Below are 20,193 nucleotides of genomic sequence, written 5' to 3'. Positions count from 1 at the left end.
ACCGAATGCGGTACCGGGCCCCTGGTCGTCGGGGAGGGGGAAGGCCTCACCAGGTGACGGGCAGCTCCCACAGGCCGTAGATGACGGCGCCCTCCTTGCGCGGGATCTCCAGGAACGGCTTGGCCAGCTTCAGCGTCGGGATGCGCTGGAACAGCTTGCTCCACACGATCTCCAGCTCGAGGCGGGCCAGGTCCGCGCCGATGCAGTGGTGCACGCCGTGCCCGAAGCCCAGGTGCTTGCGGCTGCCGCGGGTGATGTCCAGCTTCTGCGGCTCGGGGAAGACCTCCGGGTCGCGGTTGGCAGCGAGCCCCAGGCAGAGGATGCCGTCGCCCTTGCGGATGACATGGCCGCCGATCTCGATGTCCTCCAGCGCGACGCGCGGTACGGCCGTGTCGCCGATGGTCGCGTAGCGCACCAGCTCCTCGACGGCCGGCTTCACCAGGGACGGGTCGGAAAGGAGCAGCTCCAGCTGGTCGGGGTTCTCCAGCAGGCACGCCGTGCCCAGCGAGATCTGGCTGGCGGTGGTCTCGTGGCCGCCGTTCATCAGCAGCCGCACCATGTTGAACAGGTCCCGGTCGGTGTACTCCTCGCCGGACTCCGCGTAGTCGGCCATGGCCCGGCTCAGCAGGTCCTCGCCCGGCTTGCGCCGCTTGAGCTGGATCAGTTCCCGGATGTAGGCGTTGACCTCGACGATGGCGGCCTGCCGTTCCTCGGTGGTGCTGTGCCCGCCGAGCAGGGCCGTGCCGTGCTTGATGAAGAAGTCGTGCTGGTCCTGCGGGATGCCGAGCAGCTCGCAGATCACCGTCATGGGAACGGCGAGGGAGAACACCCGGTGGAAGTCCGCCGGGGGCTGAAGGGCCAGGAGCTTGTCGAGGTGGTCGTCGACGATCTCCTCGACGCGCGGGCGCAGGCGCTGCACCTGGCGGTTGGTGAACGTCAGCGCCGCCTTGCGCCGGGTGGAGCTGTGATCCTTGCCGTCGTAGCCGATGAACGACGTCTCCGTGCGGTACTCCGGCGGCGCGATGAAGTAGAACGGGAAGTTGGCGTGCTTGCGGGAGGCGCTGACCCGCGGATCGGTGAGCAGCGTCTTGATCGTCTGGTAGCCCGTCACCGTCCATATGCGCAGGCCCGATCCGGTCAGGGTGACCTGCGAGACGTCCTTTTCGATCATCTCCGCGTACTCGGCGGGAGGCGTGAACGGGCAGGTGCGCGCGTACGGGAACGTCTTGGCCTCGGCGGCCTCTGCCGATGTGTCCGCCTCGGTGGCACTGGTGGTCACGGTGGGTCCTTTCGGAAGGATCGGAAGGAGTGGATGCCGGGGGTGCCTGGGGAGCGCCCGGGAGGTGCCTGTGCCCGCGGGGCCCTAACGGGCGGTGATGTCCAGACCGCCGTCGACCGTGATGATCTGGCCGGTGACCAGCTCGTTCGCGGGGTCCGCAAGCCAGGTGATCCACTGGGCGACGTCCTCGGGCTCGCCGATCCGGCCCAGCGGGACGGTGGCGGCGACGCCGGCGAACAGGCCCTCGACCTGCTCCGGGCCGAGGCCGTTGGCCGCGTAGGCCTCGGTGCGTACGAAGCCCGGGGCGACGGCGTTGACGCGGATGCCGCGCGGGGCGAGCTCGGCGGCCCAGCTTCGGGTGAAGCTGTGCACGGCCGCCTTGCTCGCCGAGTAGACGGAGCTGTCCGGGCCCGGGGTGTGCCCGCCCCGGCTGGAGACCAGGACGATCCGGCCGCCGGAGGGGCGCAGCTGGGGCAGCAGATGGCCGGTGAGCAGCAGGGGGCCGAGGACGTTGGTCTCGACGACGTCCCGGGCGGTGGCCGCGTCGAGCGCCGCCAGCGGGCTGAAGCGGAAGATCCCCGCGTTGTGCACCAGCACGTCCAGCACGCCGCCGTGCTCGCCCACCGCGTCCGCCACGGCCTGGGCGCCCGCCTCGGTGGTGACGTCCGCGCCCACCGGCACGATCGCCTCGTGCAGAGCGGAGACCTCGGCGAGCCGCTCCTTGCGCCGTCCGGTGATGATCACGGTGCGTGCGCCGAGTTCCGCGAACGACAGCGCGGCGGCACGGCCGATACCGGTGCCGCCTCCCGTGACGACGACGGTCTGCTCCGCAAAGGGCTGGTCCGGCATGGCGGTTCCCTCTCTACTTCGGTCCGAGGGAACCAGTACAGCGGGTGCGTCTTGGGCGGCGGTCGAGCCCGGGGAGAGCAGATGCCGCCGGTCACAGGGCGGATGGGGCGTCAGACCCAGCGGATCCCGGGGTTCGTGAGCTCCGGTGCCGCGAAGGCCAACAGGGCGCGGCCCTCGCGTTCCACGGCCGTACGGTCCCGGCGTGCGAGGGCACGCCCCAGCGGCTCGACGACCAGGGCGCCGTCCTCGATCCGCCACAGTGCCCGTACGAAACCGTCCACGAGCACCGTCGACCTGATCAGCCCGTTGCGGGTGAAGACCAGGCGCCGCTGCTCCTCGGTGAGGATGCGGCTGCGGTCGGCGTGGGCGAGCAGGACGTTGTCGAACTCCGGCAGGAACCGCACCGGCGCGGGCGTCGTGGGATCGGGCAGCGGCGCGTCGGGGACGTCGTACAGGTCGGCCCCGTTCTCGTCCTGGAACACCCGCAGGCCGGGCCGCAGCCGCTTGACGACCGCGCCGATCCGGGTCAGCCCGGACCAGGCCTGGATGTCCTTGACGGTGGCCGGTCCGAAGGCGGCCAGATACCGCCGCACCAGGGTGTCCGGCGCGGTGTCGGTCCCCAGGGGCCGGCCCAGCCAGGCCTCGGCGGTGCCGTGCACGGCCTGCCCGCTCTCGCCCCACAGCCCGCGCGGCGGCAGCTGCACCAGCGGCACGCGGGCGCGGACGACGTTGGCCAGGGCGAACGGCTCGTGCTGCGGCCAGCGTTCGGCGAGCAGCGCGCCGAGGCCGCCCAGCGTGAGCCGCTCGGCATCGGAGAGCTTGCGTCCGCAGGCGCTGACCTCGTCGAGGTCGAGGCCCTCCAGCCGGCGGCCGAAGGCGCCGGTCAGCTGCCGGTCCAGGACGCTCTGCAGCACCGGCCGCAGGGCCAGGCAGTCCCGTGCCGTGACCAGGTGGATGGTGCCGCGCAGCAGCGCGACACGCACGGCCTCACGCCTCCGGATCAGCTCCGCGAGATCCTCGGCCACGAAGCCGGCCAGCCGGGTCCACAGTCCGATGTACGGCGGCTCGGGAGCCTGCGCCTGCATGCCGACCAGATGCTCCAGGACGGCGGAGGCGGACCCCGGCCGCCGTTCGAGCAGCAGCTGCCGCGCCAGCAGCGCCCTGTTCAGCGCGCGCCGATCCAGTACGGTCATCCCGCCTCCGCCTCTCCCCCGCGACCGGGGCCCTGCTCAGGACAGTTTCACCACGACGGTGCCGCTGTACTTGCGTTCCAGCAGCGCCACGAAGGTCTCGGGCAGTACATCCACCCCGCCCTCGACGACAGTGTGCGGGAAGACGATCCGGCCCTCCCGCAGCCAGGCGCCGAACTGGGCGTTCCACTCCTCGATCTGGTGGGGCGTGTGCAGCGTCGCGAAGCCGCGCAGCGTCAGCGACTTGGTGATGGCCGACATCAGGGCGAGCCGGGGCCGGCCGCCGTCGTCCGTACCGTGCTGCCCGGCCAGCGCGCCGCACAGCGCGAACCGGGCGCCGGACGCCGCGACCTGGACCGCCGCCTCGAACTGCTCACCGCCGACGTTGTCGAAGACGACGTTCAGCCCGTCCGGGGCCAGCTCTGCGAGCTGCTCGGCCACCGGGCCGTCGTGGTAGTCGAACGCGGCGTCGAAGCCCAGGTCGCCCACCAGGAAGTCGATCTTCTCCTTGGAGCCGGTGCTGCCGATGACCTTCGCCGCGCCCCTCAGTTTGGCGATCTGTCCGGCCAGCGCACCGACCCCGTTGGTGGCGCCGGACACGAACACCACATCGCCCTCGCCGACCTCGGCGGTGCCGACCATGCCGTGCCAGGCGGTCGGCCCCTGGGAGAGGAAGTACTCCGGCCCCGGCAGCAGGGAGCGGTCCCGCTTGAAGAACTCGTGGGCGGTGCCGACGGCGTACTCGCGCCATCCGTTGAAATGCTCGACGAGATCGCCGACGGCGAGCAGCGGGCTGTGCGACCTGACCACCGTGCCGACCGTGCGGCCCCACATGGCCACGCCCGGCTGGAATACCGGGATCGGCAGCTTGGTGTCCGGGTTCATCTGGTCCCGGGCGACCGAGCCCAGCGTCATCCAGTCGTTGCGCACGACGACCTGTCCCTCGCCGGGCTCGCCGAGCGGCGACTCGCCGGGCTCGAAGTGCTCCAGGGTGACGGGTCCTTCGGGATAGGCGGCGAGCCGGATCTCGCGGCTCGTCGCGGGCAGGTGCTCGGTGGTCATGGGGGCTCCCTGGGGATACGGGTCAGGAGTGTCAGGGGGTTGCGGATCAGGAGTGCAGATGCAGGGGAAGGGCCAGCGGGTTGTGGTTCACGTCGCCGAGTCGCCAGGTCAGGTCCTGTTCCGCTACGGCGAGCCGGGCGCCGGGGAAGCGGCGGGTCAGCTCCTCCAGCGCCACGGCCAGTTCGAGGCGGGCCAGTGGGGCGCCGAGGCAGCGGTGGATGCCGTGGCCGAACGCCAGATGCTCGGGGCCGCCGCGACGCAGGTCGACGCGGTCGGGGCGCTCGAACACCGTCTCGTCCCGGTTGCCGGAGGGGAAGGCGAGGAAGACCGCGTCGCCTTCCGGGATGGTGACGCCGCCGACGGCCACGTCCTCGGTGGCGATCCTCGGCAGCCCCGAGGTGTCGTTGCCGTTCAGATTGACCGTGCGCAGCAGTTCCTCCACGGCGGGCGGGATGTCCTCCGGGTGCTCTGCGAGGTGTCGCCAGGCCTCGGCGTGGTCGGCCAGCAGGGTCAGCGTGAAGTTGGCGATCTGGCCTGCGGAGGAGTCGAAGCCGGCACCCAGGAGGGTGAAGCCGAGGGCGACCAGTTCGTCGTAGGAGAGCCTGTCGTCCGCGGACGGTCCGTCATGGCCGGTCCGTGCGCCGATGAGTGCCGAGAGCACGTCGTCGCCGGGAGTCCGCTGCTTCGCTGCCACCAGCCCCGCGATGTACTCGCCCAGCCTCTTCCCGCCCTGTGCGCTCTCCTCAGGAGGTGCCGACACGTCGGCGAACTGGCGTACCCAGGTGTGGAACCGGTCCCGGTCCGCCTCGGGCACGCCGAGGAGTTCGCAGATCACGGTCATGGCGAGCGGTGCTGCGAAGGAGCCGACCAGGTCCACGGGGCCGCCCGTCGCCTCCGCCTCGCCTTCCATGGCGTTCAGCAGCCGGCCCGCCAGCTCCCGTACGCGGGGGCGCATCGCCTCGATCCGCTGCGCCGAGAACGCCTGCTCGGCCAGGGTGCGCAGCCGGGTGTGGTCCGGTGGATCGACAGAGATGATCATGCCTGGCGGCGCCTGGAAGAGTCCGCTGAAGACCGGGGCCCCGGGTGCGTAGGCGGCGGCGCGGCTGAGCCGGGGCTCCTCGAGCGCGGCCTTGATGTCGGCGTACCGGGTGACCAGCCAGGCATGGCCACCGCCCTGCCACGCCACCCGCACGACCGGCCGCTCGGCGCGCAGCCGGGCGAACAACGGGGCCGGGCCCCGGTAACTCGACCCGGGGAACGGGAAGGGGGGCAGCTCCTCGGTGGAGTGCGCGTCCGGCACGGTGATGGCTCCTCGGTGGACGGCGCCCCGACAGGGGCGCGGGGAACTGCACGGCAGGCCACGACGCAGCCGCACACGCGCGACGGCCCATCGCGGCGGTGCAAAAGGGGCGTTCAGCGCAGCAGGCGGAAGAAGGAGCGGAGTTCGTCCACAAGAAGCGACGGCTGCTCCAACGCCGGAAAGTGCCCGCCCCGCTCGTGGTCGGTCCAGCGCCGCAGATCCGTGAAACGCCCCTCGCACCAGGCCCGCGGCATCCGCGCATCCTTCGGGAACACGGAGAGCGCCGCAGGCACGTGTACGGGAGCAAGCGCCATCTTGTTGTGACTCTCCCAGTAGATGCGCGCCGACGACGCGCCGGTGCGGCAGAGCCACGCCAGGGTCACGCAGTCCAGCAGCGTGTCGCGCGGGATCACCTTCTCCAGGTCGCCGTCGTGGTCGCTCCACGCCCAGTACTTCTCGGCCATCCAGGCCAGCTGGGCGACGGGGGAGTCGGTGAGGCCGTATCCGAGGGTCTGCGGCCGGGTCGCCTGGATCACCGAGTAGCCGCCCTCGTTCTGCTGGAACTCCTTGAGCGCGGCGAGACCGGCCAGGTCCCTGTCGTCCAGGGCGACCTGCTCCTGCGGCGGCCTGGCGAACGGCATGGCCAGGTGGATGCCCACCAGGTGGGCGGCGTCCGTCTCGCCGAGTACGCCGGTGAGGAAGGAGCCCCAGTCGACGCCATGGGCCGCGTAGCGGTCGTAGCCGAGCCGGGCCATCAGCCCGGCCCAGGCCGCGGCCGTACGCTCGATGGTCCAGCCGGGGGCGGACGGCTTGTCGCTGAAGGCGAAGCCGGGCAGTGACGGGCAGACCACGTGGAAGGCGTCGGCCGGGTCCTCGGGGTGGGTCAGGGGCCGGATCAGGTCGAGGAACTCCACGACCGAGCCGGGCCAGCCGTGGCTGATCAGCAGCGGCAGGGCGTCCGGGTGCGGGGAGCGCACGTGGAGGAAGTGCACGCCCAGGCCGTCGATCTCGGTGCGGAACTGGGGCAGTGCGTTCAGTCGTGCCTCGGTCGGCCGCCAGTCGTACGCGGTCCGCCAGTGCTCGGCCAGCTCCTTCAGGTACGCCAGCGGCACGCCCTGCGACCAGTCGTCCACCGTCTCCGGCTCGGGCCAGCGGGTGCGGGCCAGGCGGTCCCTGAGGTCGGTGAGGTCCGCCTCGTCGAATGCCACGTGGAACGGCGTGACGTCCCTGCTCATCGCTGGGCCTCCCGGGTCGGCTACGTGCTGGTGTCCCGCGGAGGCTACGGGCGCGGGCTCGAGCGCGGCTGGAACGTGCGACACCTGCGGTGGCCCGTCGCGGCGATGTCCGCGGCGGCACCCTTGCGGTCCGTTGTGGCTGGTGTCGCGTCTGCGGCGGACGGGGGACCCGGTGCCGCGCCGGGGTCCGCCCTCGGTCCGGCCGGCCGCTTCTCGCAGGGGTGCGCCGGGTTTTCGCCGGCCGCTGCGGGCGGACACCCCCCGGCACGTCCCCTCCCCCGTCGTGCGCGGCCGCCGCACCGGTTCGAGTGCGGCGCGAGTGCCCCTGGGGCGGAGTTCCAGGGGCCGCTTGCAGCGTGCCCACTCCGACGAGGAGGAGCCGCAGATGGCGACAGGCACCGGACCGTTGAACGGCCTGCGGGTGGTGGAGCTCGCGGCGATCGGGCCCGCCCCGTTCGCCTGCATGATCTTCGCGGACCTGGGGGCCGACGTGCTGCGGATCGACCGGGTCGACGGCGCCCGGTCGTTCGCGGACTGGCACGGAGAACTCGACCGCGGGCGCCGGTCGGTGGAGCTGGACCTCAAGGACCCGGGCGACGCCGACTGGCTGCTGCGGCAGCTGGAGCAGTCGGACGTCCTGGTGGAGGGTTTCAGACCGGGCGTGGCCGAGCGGCTCGGTATCGGACCGGAGGTCTGCCTGGGGCGCAATCCCCGACTGGTGTACGGCCGGATGACCGGCTGGGGCCAGGAGGGGCCGCTCGCCCGTACCCCCGGTCATGACATCAACTACCTGGCGTTGACGGGCGCGTTGCATGCCATCGGAGAGGCCGGTGGGCCTCCTGTGCCGCCGGTCAATCTGCTGGGTGATTTCGCGGGTGGCGCGATGTTCCTGGTCGCGGGAGTGCTGGCCGCGCTGTACGAGCGGCAGGCCTCCGGCCGGGGGCAGGTCGTGGACGCCGCGATCGTGGACGGGGCCGGCGCGATGCTCGGCATGCTGACCGCGATGGCCGACAGCGGTCAGTGGCGGCATGAACGCGGGGTCAATCTGCTCGACGGCGGCGCGCCCTTCTACACCTGTTATGAGTGCGCCGACGGCGGCCATGTCGCCGTCGGCGCACTGGAGGAACGGTTCTACCGGGCACTGCTGGAGGGCCTGGAGCTGGATCCCGAGCGGTTGCCCGACCGGAGTGATCCGGTCAACTGGCCTTCGCTGCGGCGGGTGTTCGCCCGCCGGTTCCTCACCAGGAGCCGGGACGACTGGGCCCGTCGCTTCGAGGAGACGGAAGCGTGTGTGACGCCGGTCCTGAGCGTCGCGGAGGCTGCCGCGCACCCCCACCACCAGGCCAGAGGCAGTGGGCCCGCCACCCCGGCGCCGCGGTTCAGCAGGACTCGAGCGGAATTCCACTGACCGCGGTCATCCTGCCCGGTGGGCGGCAGGTTTGCCCGCCATCGCCCGTAACCCCACACGCATCCCCCAAACAACCCCCCAAGTAATAGGAGAGGCCACATCATGGCTATTTCGTCCGAACAGGCTCCGTCCGTCGAGACGGAGGTGGACAGCAGGACGACGGGCGCGGATCCGACGGCGGGGGACAGGCCGCTGGATCCCCGGCGCTGGGCAGCCCTGCTGGTGCTGCTCGTCTCCGCCTTCCTGGATCTGCTGGACGGCACGATCGCCAATGTGGCGGCGCCCTCCATGCAGCGGGAGCTGGGCGCCGGGTACTCGGCCATCCAGTGGGTTCTGGTGGGCTACCAGCTCGCCTTCGCCCTGACCCTGATCCTCGGTGGCCGGCTCGGCGACATCTACGGCCGCAAGAGGATGTTCCTCATCGGCGTCGGCGGATTCACCCTGTGCTCGCTCGCCGCCGGCATCGCCCAGGAGCCGTGGCAGCTGGTCGTCGCGCGGGTGCTCCAGGGTGCCTCGTCCGGTGTCATGGTGCCCCAGGTGCTGTCGATCATCCACGTCACCTTCAACGACAAGGAACGCGGCACCGCCTTCGCCCTGCACGGCCTGGTCGGTGGTCTCGCCGCGACGCTCGGTCTGGCCCTCGGCGGCCTGCTGGTCGAGTGGAACCTGTTCGGTCTCGACTGGCGTCTGGTGTTCCTGGTCAACGTGCCCGTCGGCCTGGTGGGCCTGGTGTACGGAGCCAAGGTCATCACCGAGTCCAAGGCGCCGCACGCGCTCCGGCTGGACATCCGTGGCGTGGTGCTGCTGACCATCGGCTTCGTGATGCTGGTCTTCCCGCTGCTGCAGGGCCGTGAGATGGGCTGGCCCACGCTGGGCTTCGTCTCCATGGGGGCCTCGGTGCTGGTGCTCCTCGGCTTCGTCGCCTGGCAGCGTGAGAAGTCCCGCCGGGACAACTCGCCGCTGGTGGAGCTGGGTCTGTTCCGCACCCGCAGCTACTCGGCCGGCCTGGGCGTGAACCTGATCTTCTATGCGGGCATGGGCATGTTCACCATCGGGTGGACGCTGTACATGCAGGTCGGTCAGGGCTGGTCCCCGATGCGGGCCGGTCTGACCAGCCTCCCGTTCTGCATCGGCGCCTTCCTCACGGCCACCTCGTCCGTGATGATCCTGGTGCCCAAGTTCGGCCGCAAGGCGATGCAGATCGGTGCCGTGGTGCTGATGATCGGCCTCGGTACGTACGTCTGGGTGGCCGGCAAGTACGGCCACGACGTCACCTCCTGGAAGATCGCGATCCCGCTGTTCCTTGTCGGCCTCGGCTTCGGCACGGTGGCCACGCCGCTGCCGCTGATCGTCACCTCCGAGGTGCCGCACGAGCACGCGGGTTCGGCCTCCGGTGTGGTCAACACCAACACCCAGCTCGGCTTCGCCATCGGCGGTGCCCTGATCAGCGTGGTCTTCTTCGGCGGCATCGTCGGCAACACCACCGGCAACGTCGATCACCAGCTGCCGCAGCTGCGCAAGGAGCTGGTGGCGAGCGTCCGGGTCACCCCGGGTGAGGCCGACAGCATCGCCACGGCCTACCGGACCTGCGCCATCGACCGGGCAAGCGAGAAGGACGCCTCCCTCGTGCCCGCCAGCTGCACCGTGCAGCCGCTGCGCGACCCGAAGGTGGCCCAGGTCGTCGGCAAGTACGGCAAGGAGCAGGTCGGCGACTCCTTCGCCGACAGCTTCCAGACGCTGCTCAAGGCCTTCATCGGGGTCACCGCCGCGGTGTTCCTGCTGATGTTCGCCCTGCCCAAGCGCCTGCGCCAGGAGCAGCCGGCGGGTGAGCCCGAGCCCGCCCCGGCCTCCTGACAGCGCCCGGGACGACACCGTAGGGGCCGGACGGCATACAGCCGCCCGGCCCCTTTGCCTATGCCTCGCGGCAGCGCGCCCCTCAGGAGCGCGGGGCTGCATCGATGTGCGGCCTTGCCGTGTGGGCGCGGCCGGCCCCCCACGAACGCGCAGCCGCCGGACAACCGGACGCGGCACCGCCCACGGCGTTCCACCTCGGCTCCGGCCCCCTTCGAGCCACCGGCCCGACTCTTGGCCCAAGCCGGCGCAGCGAAGTGCAGGCCGACAGGAAGGGAGGGGCGATGGCGCAACAGAGCGGCTTCCAGCTCTACGACACGACCCTGCGCGACGGAACCCAGATGGCGGGCCTTGCTCTCACCGTCGACGACAAGCTCGCCATTGCGCGCAGTCTGGACGCCCTGGGCGTGGGATTCATCGAGGGCGGCTGGCCCGGCGCGGTACCGAAGGACACCGAGTTCTTCCGCAGGGCGCGCACCGAACTCGACCTCGGGAACGCCCTGCTGACGGCCTTCGGCGCCACCCGCAGGCCTGATGTCTCCGTCGCTCGGGACCCGCAGGTGCGGGCGCTGCTCCAGGCCGAGACACCCGTGGTGACGCTCGTCGCCAAGAGTCACACCGGGCATGTGGACCGGGCCCTGCGCACCACGCTCGCCGAGAACCTCGCCATGATCCGGTCCACCGTGCAGCACCTGGTGTTCGCCGGACGCCGGGTGTTCCTGGACGCCGAGCACTACTTCGACGGATACGTCACCAACCGCGAGTACGCCCTGGAAGTGGTGCGCACCGCCGCGGAGGCCGGCGCGGAGACGGTCGTGCTGTGCGACACCAACGGCGGTTCGCTGCCGGAGGAGGTGAAGGCGGTCGTCGCCGACACCATCGCCATGACCGGCGCCGCCATCGGCATCCACTGTCACGACGACACCGGCTGCGCGGTCGCCAACACCATGGCCGCGGTGGACGCGGGCGCCGTGCACGCCCAGGGCACCGCCCACGGGTACGGCGAACGCTGCGGCAACGCCAACCTGTTCACCGTCATGGCGAACCTCGTCCTCAAACGGGGCCGTGAGGTGATTCCGCTGGAGCGGCTCGCTGAGCTGGAGCCCACCGGCCGGGCCATCGCCGAGGTCAGCGGGATCCCCGGGGTGCCCGCCGCTCCCTACGTCGGCGCGGCGGCCTTCACCCACAAGGCGGGCCTGCACGCCTCGGCACTGCGCGTCGACCCCGGCCTGTACCAGCACATCGACCCGTCCCGGGTCGGCAACACCATGCGCGTCCTGGTCTCCGACATGGGCGGACGGTCCTCCGTCGAGCTGAAGGCCCGTGAGCTGGGCTACGACGCGGATGCCGGCTCCGAGGCGGTGGGCCGGACCGCGGCCCGGGTCAAGGAGCTGGAGAGCCGTGGCTACAGCTTCGAGTCCGCCGACGCCTCCTTCGCGCTGCTGCTGCGTGCGGAGCTGGCCGGGGACACCCCGCCGGAGCCGATCGGCGTGGAGTCCTGGCAGGTGGCCCTGGACGGGGACGGCGGCGGTGCGCGGGCCTCGATGCTGGTGCGTGTCGCGGGGGCGCCGTGCACCGCCACCGGCCTCGGCCGGGAGCCCGTGCACGCCCTGGACGCGGCCCTGCACCAGGCCCTGGACCCGGTCTTCCCCGAGCTGGCCGGGCTGCGCCTGACCGGGCACACGGTCCGGGAACTCGCCGGGGACCGTACGACGCCGCCCTCGGTGCGGGTCCTGCTGTCGTTCCGGTGCGGCGAGCGCCACTGGGGCACCGTCGGCGTGGACCGGCATGCGGCGGGGGCGGCCCTGACGGCCCTGCTGGACGCCGTCCACTACGTCCTGTCCGACGCGCCGGAGCGGCGCGAGGACACCGAGAGCCTGGTGACCGCACCGGGCGGCTGACCTCTTCGAACCCTCTGGAGCGGCTGTGCGTGTGGAAGACATCTACCTGCGGGGGACCGCCGTACGTCTCCCGTCCCGATTGCGCATCGACGACGCCGTGGCCGCGGGCGAGTGCCCGGCCGGCCTCGTCGCCGCCACCGGCGCCGTCTCGGTGGCGTACTCCCCGGACGAGTCCGCCGCCGAGATGGCGGCGCACGCCGCCCGGACGGCACTGACCCGTGCGGGCAGCGCCCCGGCCGACGTCGACCTGGTGCTGCACGCGGACACCTACCACCAGGGCCAGGACCTGTGGCCCGTGGCCTCGTACATCCAGCGCGAAGCGCTCGGCAACAACTGCCCCGCCCTGGAGATCCGGCAGATGTCGAACGGGGGACTCGCGGCCCTCGACCTGGCCGCCGCCTACCTCACGGCCGGCCACGGCCACGGCGACGCGCTGCTCACCTGCGCCGACCGCTTCTGCACCCCGGGCATCGACCGCTGGCAGACCGATCCCGGCACGCCCTACGCCGACGGCGCCTCCGCCCTGGTGCTGTCCCGGCGCGGCGGCTTCGCCCGGCTTCTCTCCGTCGCCCTGCACGCCGACGCTTCGCTGGAGCCCCTGCACCGCGGTGACGAGCCGTTCACCAGGGCCCCGTTCAGCAGCCGGATCCCCGTCGACTTCGAGGAGGCCAAACGCGCCTTCGTCGGCCGGGTGGGGATGTCGTACGCCATCACCCGGGCGCACGCCGGGCAGCGGACCGTGCTCAAGCAGGCGCTCGCCGACGCCGGCATGGACCTCGGCGACGCCCGCTGGGTGGTGCTCCCGCACTTCGGGCGGCGTCGGCTGCGGTCCATCTACTACAAGCCATTCGGCATCGAACCGGACCGCACGACCTGGGAGTTCAGCCGGACCGTCGGTCATCTCGGCGCCGGCGACCAGTTCGCGAGCCTCGACCATCTGCTGGTCTCCGGCAGGGCCGGCCCCGGGGACCGCTGCGTACTCGTGAGTGTCGGCGCGGGCTACAGCTGGGGCTGCGCCGTCGTGGAGATCACCGAACGCCCCCACTGGGACCTGGGCGGCGAAGAGGGTCCCGACCGGTCCTGAAGCCGTACCCGGCCCGATGTGGCCGGTCTCCACCCGCCGTCGAGGTGCGCTCGAGGCGGCTGTGCCACTCTGCTGATCGCCGTCCCCGACGGCACGATTCGAAGGAAGGACCCGCCGTGGCGACGACCGTTACGAGCGAGACACCGGACACCGCCCCCGTCACCGGCACACATCTGACGGAACACTCCGTCACCGTGGCGGCGTCGCCGCAGGCCTGCTACGCGCTGGTGGCCGACGTGGCCTCCTGGCCCCAGGTCTTCGGCCCCACCGTGCACGTCGAGGTGCTCGAGGAGAGCCGGGACGAGACGGGCGCCGGCGAGCAGCTGCTGCGCATCTGGGCGATCGCCAACGAGCAGGTGCGCACCTGGACCTCGCGCCGCACCCTCGATCCGCACTCCCGTACGGTCACTTTCCGCCAGGTGGTCTCGGCGGCCCCCGTCGCCTCGATGGGCGGCACCTGGCGCATCGAGCCCCTGGAGGGCGGCACGACCCGGGTGGTGCTGCTGCACGACTACCGTGCGGTCCGGGACGACCCGGAGGCCGAGCAGCTCATCGAGCGCGCCGTCGACCGCAACAGCGTCGCCGAACTCGCCGCCCTGAAGAACGCGGCGGAACTCGGCGAGTCCGCCGACGAACTCGAGTTCACCTTCAGCGACTCGGTGACGGTCGCCGGGGCAGCCGGCGACGTGTACGCCTTCCTGGACCGCGCCGACCTGTGGCCCGAGCGGCTGCCCCATGTGGCGCGGCTCGCCCTCACCGAGGACGAACCGGGCATCCAGCACATGGACATGGACACCCGCAGTCCCGACGGGTCCCTGCACAACACCACCTCGGTCCGGGTGTGCTTCGAGGACCGCAAGGAGATCGTGTACAAGCAGTTGCGGGTACCGGTGGCCATGCGGGTGCACACCGGACGCTGGACCATCGAACCGTCGGGTGACGGGGACACCCTCACCGTCACCTCCTGGCACACGGTGGTGCTCGACCCCGAAGGCGTGTGCTCCGCGCTCGGCCCCGACGCCACGCTCGCCGAGGCCCGGGCGCTGGTCCGCAAGGCCCTGGGTACCAACAGCTCGACCACCTTGCGCCACGCCAAGCAATTCGCGGAGGACGTGCATGCCGGGACGTGATCTCACCGAACCCGTCACCATCATCAACCGTTTCGAGGTCAAGGGCGACACCGACAGGTTCGAGCGGCTGTTCAGGGAACACTCCCAGTTCCTGCGCCGGCGCACCGACTTCGACTTCCTGGTGACCGTACGCCTGGCCGACCATCCGCACGTGTACGTCCACCTGGGGCACTGGCGCACCCTGCGCGCCTTCCGCGAGACCGTGCACGACGAGACGTTCCTGGGCCATGTCGAGCGACTGGAACCGCTCGTCGAGACGGAGGTCGACCAGGCCGTCAGCGTCGGCCGGGTGCTGCGGGACGACGCGCGCCCCGGCACCGAGAGCGTGGTCCTGCTGCGCGCCCGGGTCGGCGGGGACTGGCGGGCCTTCGAGCGGCGGTTCACCGACCTCACCGACCGCCTCGGCGAGGCGGACGGATTCGGCGGCGTCGACCTGCTGCGCTCCCTGCTGCGACCCTCGCTCTACACCGGCGTGCTGTGGTGGCGGGACGCCGAGTCGCTGGAGCGGGCCCTGGACAGCGAGCCGGCCCAGGCCGCCCGGCAGGAGCTGGAACGCAGTGCCGAGGTCGTGCTGGAGCGGACCCGGCACGTGGCCTACGAACGTGTGATCGACTGATCCATCCCGGGGCGTGCGGGCCCCAGCGGTGACCGAGCCGAGGACTCCCTGGGTCCTCGGCTCGGTCGCGTTCAGGACGCGAGGGCGGCTCTAGCTGCTGCATGCACGCTGGTGCCATGACCGACGAGACGCACATCACCGTGGTGCGCGGTCGACCCGACGCCGCCGAACTGGCCGCGGTCACCGCCGTGTTGCTCGCCCTGTCCCGCCGTGACCGGGAGCCGGACCAGGAGGCGAAGGCGGCGTACGCGGACTGGACCGTCCGACACGCGGGTCACCGGGTGCCGTCCTGGCCGGGGAGATGACCGGCGGACCACGACCACCTGTCGCTCCGGCGTACGAGAGCGGCATCACGACACGAAAGGGGAGCGCGTTGACCGGCCACCGGACATTCACCGACATGGTGCGGAGCAGAGTCGCCGAGTCACCCGACCGTGAGGCGCTGATCCTCCTCACCGAGCGGGACGGAGCGCTGCGGCCCGAGACGCTCTCCTACGCCGAACTGGACCGGGCCGCCCGTACGGTGGCCGCCCGGATCGGACGCCATGCGGCCCCCGGCGAACGGGTCCTCCTCCTGCACGAGTCGGCCCGGCTGTTCGGCATCGGCTTCCTCGCTTGCCTCTACGCGGGCGTGATCGCGGTGCCCGCCGCGCCCCTCGGCGCCCTCGGCCGGCCCGAGGAACGCATCGCGGGCATCGTCAAGGACTCCGGCGCCGGCTGTGTGCTCACCTCGATCGCGGAGGCCCTCGACGTCACCCAGATGCTGGCCCGCACCGGACACGGGCGCGTCACCTGCATCCCCACGGACGCGGACGTGACGGACACGGCGAACCGCGACGAGCCGTGGCAGCCGCCGCGCCGGGAACCCGACGACGTGGCGTTCCTGCAGTACACCTCCGGTTCGACCCGCGAGCCCCGGGGGGTGATCGTGACGCACCGCGCGCTGCTCGCCAACCACCGCGCGATCCACGCGGCGCTCGGCACCGTACCGGGTGGCAGGATCGGCGGCTGGCTGCCGCTGCACCACGACATGGGCCTGATCGGCCAGTTGCTGCACGCCCTGTGGCTCGGCGGAACCGCTGTCCTGCTCTCCCCGGTCGCCTTCGTCAAGCGCCCGGCGCACTGGCTCGAGACCATCTCGCGCTACGGCCTCACCGTCAGTGGCGCCCCCGACTTCGCCTACGACCTGTGTGTGCGCCGCGTCAACGACAGCCAGCTCGCCGGACTCGACCTCTCGGGCTGGCAGGTCGCCGTCAGCGGCGGCGAACCGGTCAGCTCCCCCACCATGCGGGCCTTCGCCGAACGGTTCGCCGCCGCGGGCCTGCGCGCCGAGGCGCTCGTGCCCGCCTACGGCCTGGCCGAGGCGACGCTGCTCGTCAGCGGCGACCGCACCACCTGCGCGTTCGGCACCCACGTCCTGCCCGCGCCGCCGGGTGCCGCCACCCCGGAACGGGAGGCCGTGGCCTGCGGCCGACCGGCGGGCGTCGAGGTACGCATCGTCGACCCCGACACCCGCAGGGCGCTCCCGGACGGCCGGGTCGGCGAGATATGGGTGCGCGGCGAGTCGGTCTCACCCGGCTACTGGGGCAGCCCGAGGGACACCGCCGACACCTTCGACGGGCGGATCAAGGACGGCGAGGGCGGCTACCTGCGCACGGGCGACCTCGGCGCCCTGGTCGACGGCCGGCTGTGCGTGACCGGCCGGATCAAGGAAGTGATCGTGGTCGCGGGGCGCAATCTGTATCCACAGGACCTGGAGCGCACGGTGCGCGAGGTCAGCGCCCTGTTCGGCTCCGGCACCGCGTTCGGAGTGCCCGGCGAGCGCGAACACGTCGTCGTGGTCCAGGAGCTGCGGGCCCGCAGCCGCTACGGCGTCGACCTGGCCGAACTCACCGCCGGCGTGCAGCGGCGGCTGAGCGAGCAGTACGACGTGGCCCCGGGCGGCGTCCTCCTGGTCCGCCCCGGCACGGTCCGCCGCACCACCAGCGGCAAGCTCGAACGGGCCGCCATGCGCCGCATGTTCCTCAACGGCGAGCTCACGGCACTCCACCAGTGGGTCGACCCGGAGGTCGAACGCCTGATGCGGCCCGCCACGGCACGAAAGGAACGCCGATGAGGACGACGCCCCACAGGGGCGCGGGGAACGACGCGATCGACCGCGGCGAACCGGCGGACGCCCACGGGCCCGTCGCGGCACCCCCGTCGGCGCACTCGGTACCGCCTGCGGAGCAAGCCCGCATAGACGCCCTCGAGGCCGCCCTCGGCCCCATGGACGACCCCCGGAATCCGCTCGGCGCCACCGCGCTGCTCACCGCCGACGCGGCAGGCGAGCCCGTACCCGGCGCCGAGCGGGTGCTCGACGTGTTCGGCCTGAACGCCGAGTTCGTCCCCGCGGAACTCGGCGGCCGGCTGAGCCGCTTGGACGTCCTCGGCCGGCTCCTGCGCCCGCTGTTCCGCCGCGACGCCTCCCTGGGCTTCGGGTACGGCCTGAGCTGCTTCTTCGCCGCCGTACCGGTGTGGACCGCGGGCAGCGACGCACAGCGCCGCTTCGTGGCCGACCTGCTGCTGGGCGGCGACCGCGTCGCCGTGGCACGGCACGAGGTGGCGCACGGCAACGACTTCGTCCGCGACGAGCTGACAGCCCGGCCCGCCGCCGGTGGCGGCCTGTCGGTGAACGGCGGCAAGACCGCGATCGCCAACGCGGCCCGCTCCCGCGGTCTGGTCGTCTTCGTCCGTACCTCGGACGCGCACGGCGGCGGCCGCAGCCACTCGGTGCTGCTCCTGGACCGCGCCGCCCACCCCGCCGACCGGATCACCGACACCGGGCGGCACTCCACCAACGGGATGCGCGGCGCCGAGTTCGGCGGCCTCGCCTTCACCGACTGCACCGTGCCCGACAGCGCCGTGCTCGGCCGTATCGGCGACGGCTACGAACTGTCGCTGCGTTCCTCGCTGTTGATCCGCGGCCTCATCCCGTCGATCGTGCTCGCCGGCGTCGACACCGCGCTGCGCACGGTGGCCGCCTTCGCCACCCGGCGCCGCGCCGACGGTCGCTCCTCCCTCGACGTACGGCACGTACGGGACGTGCTCACCGGCGCCTTCCTCGACCTGCTGCTCATCGACTGCCTGGCCCTGGTCGCCACCCGGTCGCTGCATCTGCTTCCGCACCAGATGAGCGTGTACGCGGCGTCCGCGGCCTATCTCGCGCCACGGCTCGCCGCCGAGACGATGGACGAGATGGCGGCGGTGCTCGGCGAGGAGAGCTTCGCGGTGAGCGGCTCGTACGGGATGTTCCAGAAGCAGCTGCGCGACCTGCCCGTCACCTCCCTCGGCCACGCCGGCAGCGCGGGCCGCCAGGTCAGCATCCTGCCGCAGCTGCCGCACTTCGCCCGGCACGCGTGGTTCGCGGAACGCGAGGCGCCTGCCGCGCTGTTCCGGCCGCACGAGGATCTTCCGCCGCTGGACCTGCCGCGCCTGTCCCTGCTGTCCGGCAGCGACCCGCTGGCCGCGACCCTGGTGGCCTGCACCGCCTGGCTGGAGTCGGCCGACCTCGGCGTGCCGGGACGCGGGGACTGGCCGCTGCTGCGCTCGCTCGCCCGGGCGTTCACCGATGAACTGCGTGAGTTGGCCAAGGCGTTCGGCGAACTCGACCCCGGGAACCGCGCCGCGCTGGCCAGCCCGCGCACCTTCGCGCTCGCCGACCGCTACACGCTGGTCCTGGCGGCGGCGGCCTGCCTGGGGACCTGGCGGGCGCAGACCGGCACTCCGTCCGACGCGTTCCTGGCCGATCCGGCCTGGGCCGTGGCGGTGCTCCACCGCCTCGCCCGGCGCCTCGGCCTGCCCCTGCCCGACCCCCTCCAGGACCGCACGGGCGTGGGCAGCCCCGTCGCCGCCTGCGAGCAGCGGGTGCTCGCCGAGGCACTGGACCGCCTGCACGGCCGCCGCAGCTACGACTTGTACGGCTCCGCGCTGGCCTGATCCGCCGGCGGAGGTATCCACCCGAGCCCGAGATGGAGCACCGACCATGTCTGAACCCCAGTACGACGACGCACACGACGACTCCTTCGGCGCGGCCCAGCGCGAATGGCTCACGGAGCGGCTCACCCACTACCTCGGAGTGCCGGTGGACGAGAACGTTCCGTTCCACGAGTACGGACGCTTCGACTCGGTGGCCGCGCTCAGCCTGTACGGGGACATCGAGGAGGAGTTCGGCCCGGTGATCGACCCCACCGACATCGAGACGCATCCCACCGTGCGCGAGCTGGCCCGGTACATGGCCCAGCACGACCCGCGTCCGGCGGGCGGCGGACTGGTCCGGGCGGCGTTGGTGTTCACCGGGCAGGGCTCCCAGCACCCGGGCATGACCTCCGGCCTGTACTGGAACTGCACCGGCTACCGCGCCCATCTCGACCAGGCCGCCGCCGAGTTGCTGCCGTACACCGGAACCTCCGTGGTGGAGCTGATCGTCGGCAACGACCCGCGGATCCACCAGACCGCGTTCACCCAGCCCGCCCTGTTCGCCGTCGAGTACGCCCTGGCGCAGACCCTGCGGGAGGAGGGTGTGACCCCGGTCGCCGTGCTGGGCCACGGCATCGGGGAGTTCGCAGCGGCCACCGTCGCGGGCGCGCTGTCGCTGCCCGACGCCGCCAAGTTGGTCGCGCTGCGCGGCGCCTTCATGCAGTACCTGCCCTCCGACGGCGGCATGATGGCCACCTGCGCGGCCCCGTTCGAGGCGGCCGAGTTGGTCGCCTCCGAGCCCGGCGTCGGCATCAGCGCCATCAACGCGGCCAAGGCCACCGTGCTCTCCGGCGACCGTGCGGGACTGGAGCGCATCCAGGAGCAGCTGGAGAGCCGGGGCATCGCCTGCCGCCATCTGACGGTGACCCACCCCTTCCACTCGCCGCTGATGGCGCCCATGGTGCCGAAGTTCGACGCGGTGGCCCGCCGGGTCGCCGGCGGCGCCGCCCGGGTGCCGTTCTACTCCACCCTGTACGGCCGGCTGACCACCGAACCGCTGTACGGGGCCTACTGGAGCGAGCAGATCACCTCTCCGGTCCGCTTCGCCGACGCCGCCCGGGCGATGCTCGCTCAGCAGTCCCCCACCCATGTCGTGGAGATCGGGCCCCGGGTGGTGCTCACACCGTTTCTCCGCCGGATGGGCGGCAGCGAGGGGCCGACCTGCCTGGCGGTGTGCCGCGGCCCGGAGAGCGACGCGGTGGACCTGGCCGGGGTGATCTCGGCGCTCGACGCGGGACCGCTGGCGGCGGCGCTGGCCGGGGCGTGAGCCG

Annotated in this window: 16 protein-coding genes; 10 read left to right on the top strand and 6 right to left on the bottom strand. The window is 72.2% G+C overall.

The annotated features are described in order from the left end of the window. Positions 1 to 46 precede the first annotated feature (46 nt). The 6 genes from AC5WS8_RS13815 to AC5WS8_RS13790 all read right to left on the bottom strand — a co-directional run bounded on the left by AC5WS8_RS13815 (position 47) and on the right by AC5WS8_RS13790 (position 6,915). Entirely contained in the window at positions 47 to 1,279 is a 1,233-nt protein-coding gene (locus AC5WS8_RS13815; RefSeq protein ID WP_496103650.1) for a cytochrome P450, read from the bottom strand. Positions 1,280 to 1,363: 84 nt separating this feature from the next. Then, positions 1,364 to 2,128, bottom strand: a complete 765-nt coding sequence (locus AC5WS8_RS13810) for an SDR family NAD(P)-dependent oxidoreductase (protein WP_496103649.1) — start codon at positions 2,126 to 2,128, stop codon at positions 1,364 to 1,366. A 110-nt stretch (positions 2,129 to 2,238) separates the two neighbouring features. Then, positions 2,239 to 3,321, bottom strand: a complete 1,083-nt coding sequence (locus tag AC5WS8_RS13805; protein WP_496103648.1) for a winged helix DNA-binding domain-containing protein — start codon at positions 3,319 to 3,321, stop codon at positions 2,239 to 2,241. A 36-nt stretch (positions 3,322 to 3,357) separates the two neighbouring features. After that, on the bottom strand, positions 3,358 to 4,380 hold the full coding sequence (locus AC5WS8_RS13800) for a zinc-binding dehydrogenase (RefSeq protein WP_496103647.1): 1,023 nt from the start codon (positions 4,378 to 4,380) through the stop codon (positions 3,358 to 3,360). Between the two features lie 46 nt (positions 4,381 to 4,426). Next, positions 4,427 to 5,680 carry a cytochrome P450 gene (locus tag AC5WS8_RS13795; RefSeq protein ID WP_496103646.1) on the bottom strand — a complete coding sequence of 418 codons (1,254 nt, stop codon included), beginning with the start codon at positions 5,678 to 5,680 and terminating at the stop codon, positions 4,427 to 4,429. A 113-nt stretch (positions 5,681 to 5,793) separates the two neighbouring features. Continuing rightward, positions 5,794 to 6,915: an epoxide hydrolase family protein gene (locus AC5WS8_RS13790; RefSeq protein ID WP_496103645.1), complete on the bottom strand. Its 1,122-nt coding sequence runs from the start codon at positions 6,913 to 6,915 to the stop codon at positions 5,794 to 5,796. Positions 6,916 to 7,300: 385 nt separating this feature from the next. On the opposite strand from AC5WS8_RS13790, the gene AC5WS8_RS13785 reads away from it, so the two are divergent. The 10 genes from AC5WS8_RS13785 to AC5WS8_RS13740 all read left to right on the top strand — a co-directional run bounded on the left by AC5WS8_RS13785 (position 7,301) and on the right by AC5WS8_RS13740 (position 20,189). Next, positions 7,301 to 8,323 carry a CaiB/BaiF CoA transferase family protein gene (locus AC5WS8_RS13785; protein ID WP_496103644.1) on the top strand — a complete coding sequence of 341 codons (1,023 nt, stop codon included), beginning with the start codon at positions 7,301 to 7,303 and terminating at the stop codon, positions 8,321 to 8,323. A gap of 102 nt (positions 8,324 to 8,425) precedes the next feature. Next, positions 8,426 to 10,177 (top strand): MFS transporter, encoded by a 1,752-nt coding sequence (locus AC5WS8_RS13780; RefSeq protein ID WP_496103643.1) that lies wholly within the window; start codon positions 8,426 to 8,428, stop codon positions 10,175 to 10,177. Between the two features lie 281 nt (positions 10,178 to 10,458). Beyond that, on the top strand, positions 10,459 to 12,075 hold the full coding sequence (cimA, locus tag AC5WS8_RS13775) for a citramalate synthase (protein ID WP_496103642.1): 1,617 nt from the start codon (positions 10,459 to 10,461) through the stop codon (positions 12,073 to 12,075). A gap of 25 nt (positions 12,076 to 12,100) precedes the next feature. Continuing rightward, the gene (locus tag AC5WS8_RS13770) at positions 12,101 to 13,159 is read left to right on the top strand and encodes a ketoacyl-ACP synthase III family protein (protein WP_496103641.1); all 1,059 of its coding nucleotides are present in this window, start codon (positions 12,101 to 12,103) and stop codon (positions 13,157 to 13,159) included. A 116-nt stretch (positions 13,160 to 13,275) separates the two neighbouring features. Beyond that, a complete protein-coding gene (locus AC5WS8_RS13765; RefSeq protein WP_496103640.1) occupies positions 13,276 to 14,289 on the top strand; it encodes an aromatase/cyclase in 1,014 nt (337 codons plus the stop codon). Next, positions 14,276 to 14,905 carry an antibiotic biosynthesis monooxygenase gene (locus AC5WS8_RS13760; protein ID WP_496103639.1) on the top strand — a complete coding sequence of 210 codons (630 nt, stop codon included), beginning with the start codon at positions 14,276 to 14,278 and terminating at the stop codon, positions 14,903 to 14,905. The genes AC5WS8_RS13765 and AC5WS8_RS13760 overlap by 14 nt, the downstream gene beginning before the upstream one ends. A 116-nt stretch (positions 14,906 to 15,021) precedes the next feature. Further along, a complete protein-coding gene (locus AC5WS8_RS13755; protein WP_496103638.1) occupies positions 15,022 to 15,210 on the top strand; it encodes an acyl-CoA carboxylase subunit epsilon in 189 nt (62 codons plus the stop codon). A gap of 95 nt (positions 15,211 to 15,305) precedes the next feature. Beyond that, positions 15,306 to 17,021 (top strand): fatty acyl-AMP ligase, encoded by a 1,716-nt coding sequence (locus AC5WS8_RS13750; RefSeq protein WP_496103637.1) that lies wholly within the window; start codon positions 15,306 to 15,308, stop codon positions 17,019 to 17,021. Continuing rightward, the gene (locus AC5WS8_RS13745) at positions 17,018 to 18,883 is read left to right on the top strand and encodes an acyl-CoA dehydrogenase family protein (RefSeq protein ID WP_496103636.1); all 1,866 of its coding nucleotides are present in this window, start codon (positions 17,018 to 17,020) and stop codon (positions 18,881 to 18,883) included. The genes AC5WS8_RS13750 and AC5WS8_RS13745 overlap by 4 nt, the downstream gene beginning before the upstream one ends. 46 nt (positions 18,884 to 18,929) lie before the next feature. Next, entirely contained in the window at positions 18,930 to 20,189 is a 1,260-nt protein-coding gene (locus tag AC5WS8_RS13740; RefSeq protein WP_496103635.1) for an acyltransferase domain-containing protein, read from the top strand. The last annotated feature ends 4 nt before the right edge of the window (positions 20,190 to 20,193 follow it).

Source organism: Streptomyces sp. PTL18, from assembly GCF_059510295.1.
The sequence above is the reverse complement of the archived record's forward strand: the minus strand, read 5'-3'. Positions and strand labels throughout refer to the sequence as shown.

Excerpts from the sequence above, each read along its gene's own strand:
- AC5WS8_RS13810 (WP_496103649.1), bottom strand. The coding sequence starts at position 2,128 with ATGCCGGACCAGCCCTTTGCGGAGCAGACCGTCGTCGTCACGGGAGGC.
- AC5WS8_RS13805 (WP_496103648.1), bottom strand. The coding sequence starts at position 3,321 with ATGACCGTACTGGATCGGCGCGCGCTGAACAGGGCGCTGCTGGCGCGG.
- AC5WS8_RS13800 (WP_496103647.1), bottom strand. The coding sequence starts at position 4,380 with ATGACCACCGAGCACCTGCCCGCGACGAGCCGCGAGATCCGGCTCGCC.
- AC5WS8_RS13790 (WP_496103645.1), bottom strand. The coding sequence starts at position 6,915 with ATGAGCAGGGACGTCACGCCGTTCCACGTGGCATTCGACGAGGCGGAC.
- AC5WS8_RS13785 (WP_496103644.1), top strand. The coding sequence starts at position 7,301 with ATGGCGACAGGCACCGGACCGTTGAACGGCCTGCGGGTGGTGGAGCTC.
- AC5WS8_RS13780 (WP_496103643.1), top strand. The coding sequence starts at position 8,426 with ATGGCTATTTCGTCCGAACAGGCTCCGTCCGTCGAGACGGAGGTGGAC.
- cimA (WP_496103642.1), top strand. The coding sequence starts at position 10,459 with ATGGCGCAACAGAGCGGCTTCCAGCTCTACGACACGACCCTGCGCGAC.
- AC5WS8_RS13760 (WP_496103639.1), top strand. The coding sequence starts at position 14,276 with ATGCCGGGACGTGATCTCACCGAACCCGTCACCATCATCAACCGTTTC.
- AC5WS8_RS13755 (WP_496103638.1), top strand. The coding sequence starts at position 15,022 with ATGACCGACGAGACGCACATCACCGTGGTGCGCGGTCGACCCGACGCC.
- AC5WS8_RS13750 (WP_496103637.1), top strand. The coding sequence starts at position 15,306 with ATGGTGCGGAGCAGAGTCGCCGAGTCACCCGACCGTGAGGCGCTGATC.
- AC5WS8_RS13745 (WP_496103636.1), top strand. The coding sequence starts at position 17,018 with ATGAGGACGACGCCCCACAGGGGCGCGGGGAACGACGCGATCGACCGC.
- AC5WS8_RS13740 (WP_496103635.1), top strand. The coding sequence starts at position 18,930 with ATGTCTGAACCCCAGTACGACGACGCACACGACGACTCCTTCGGCGCG.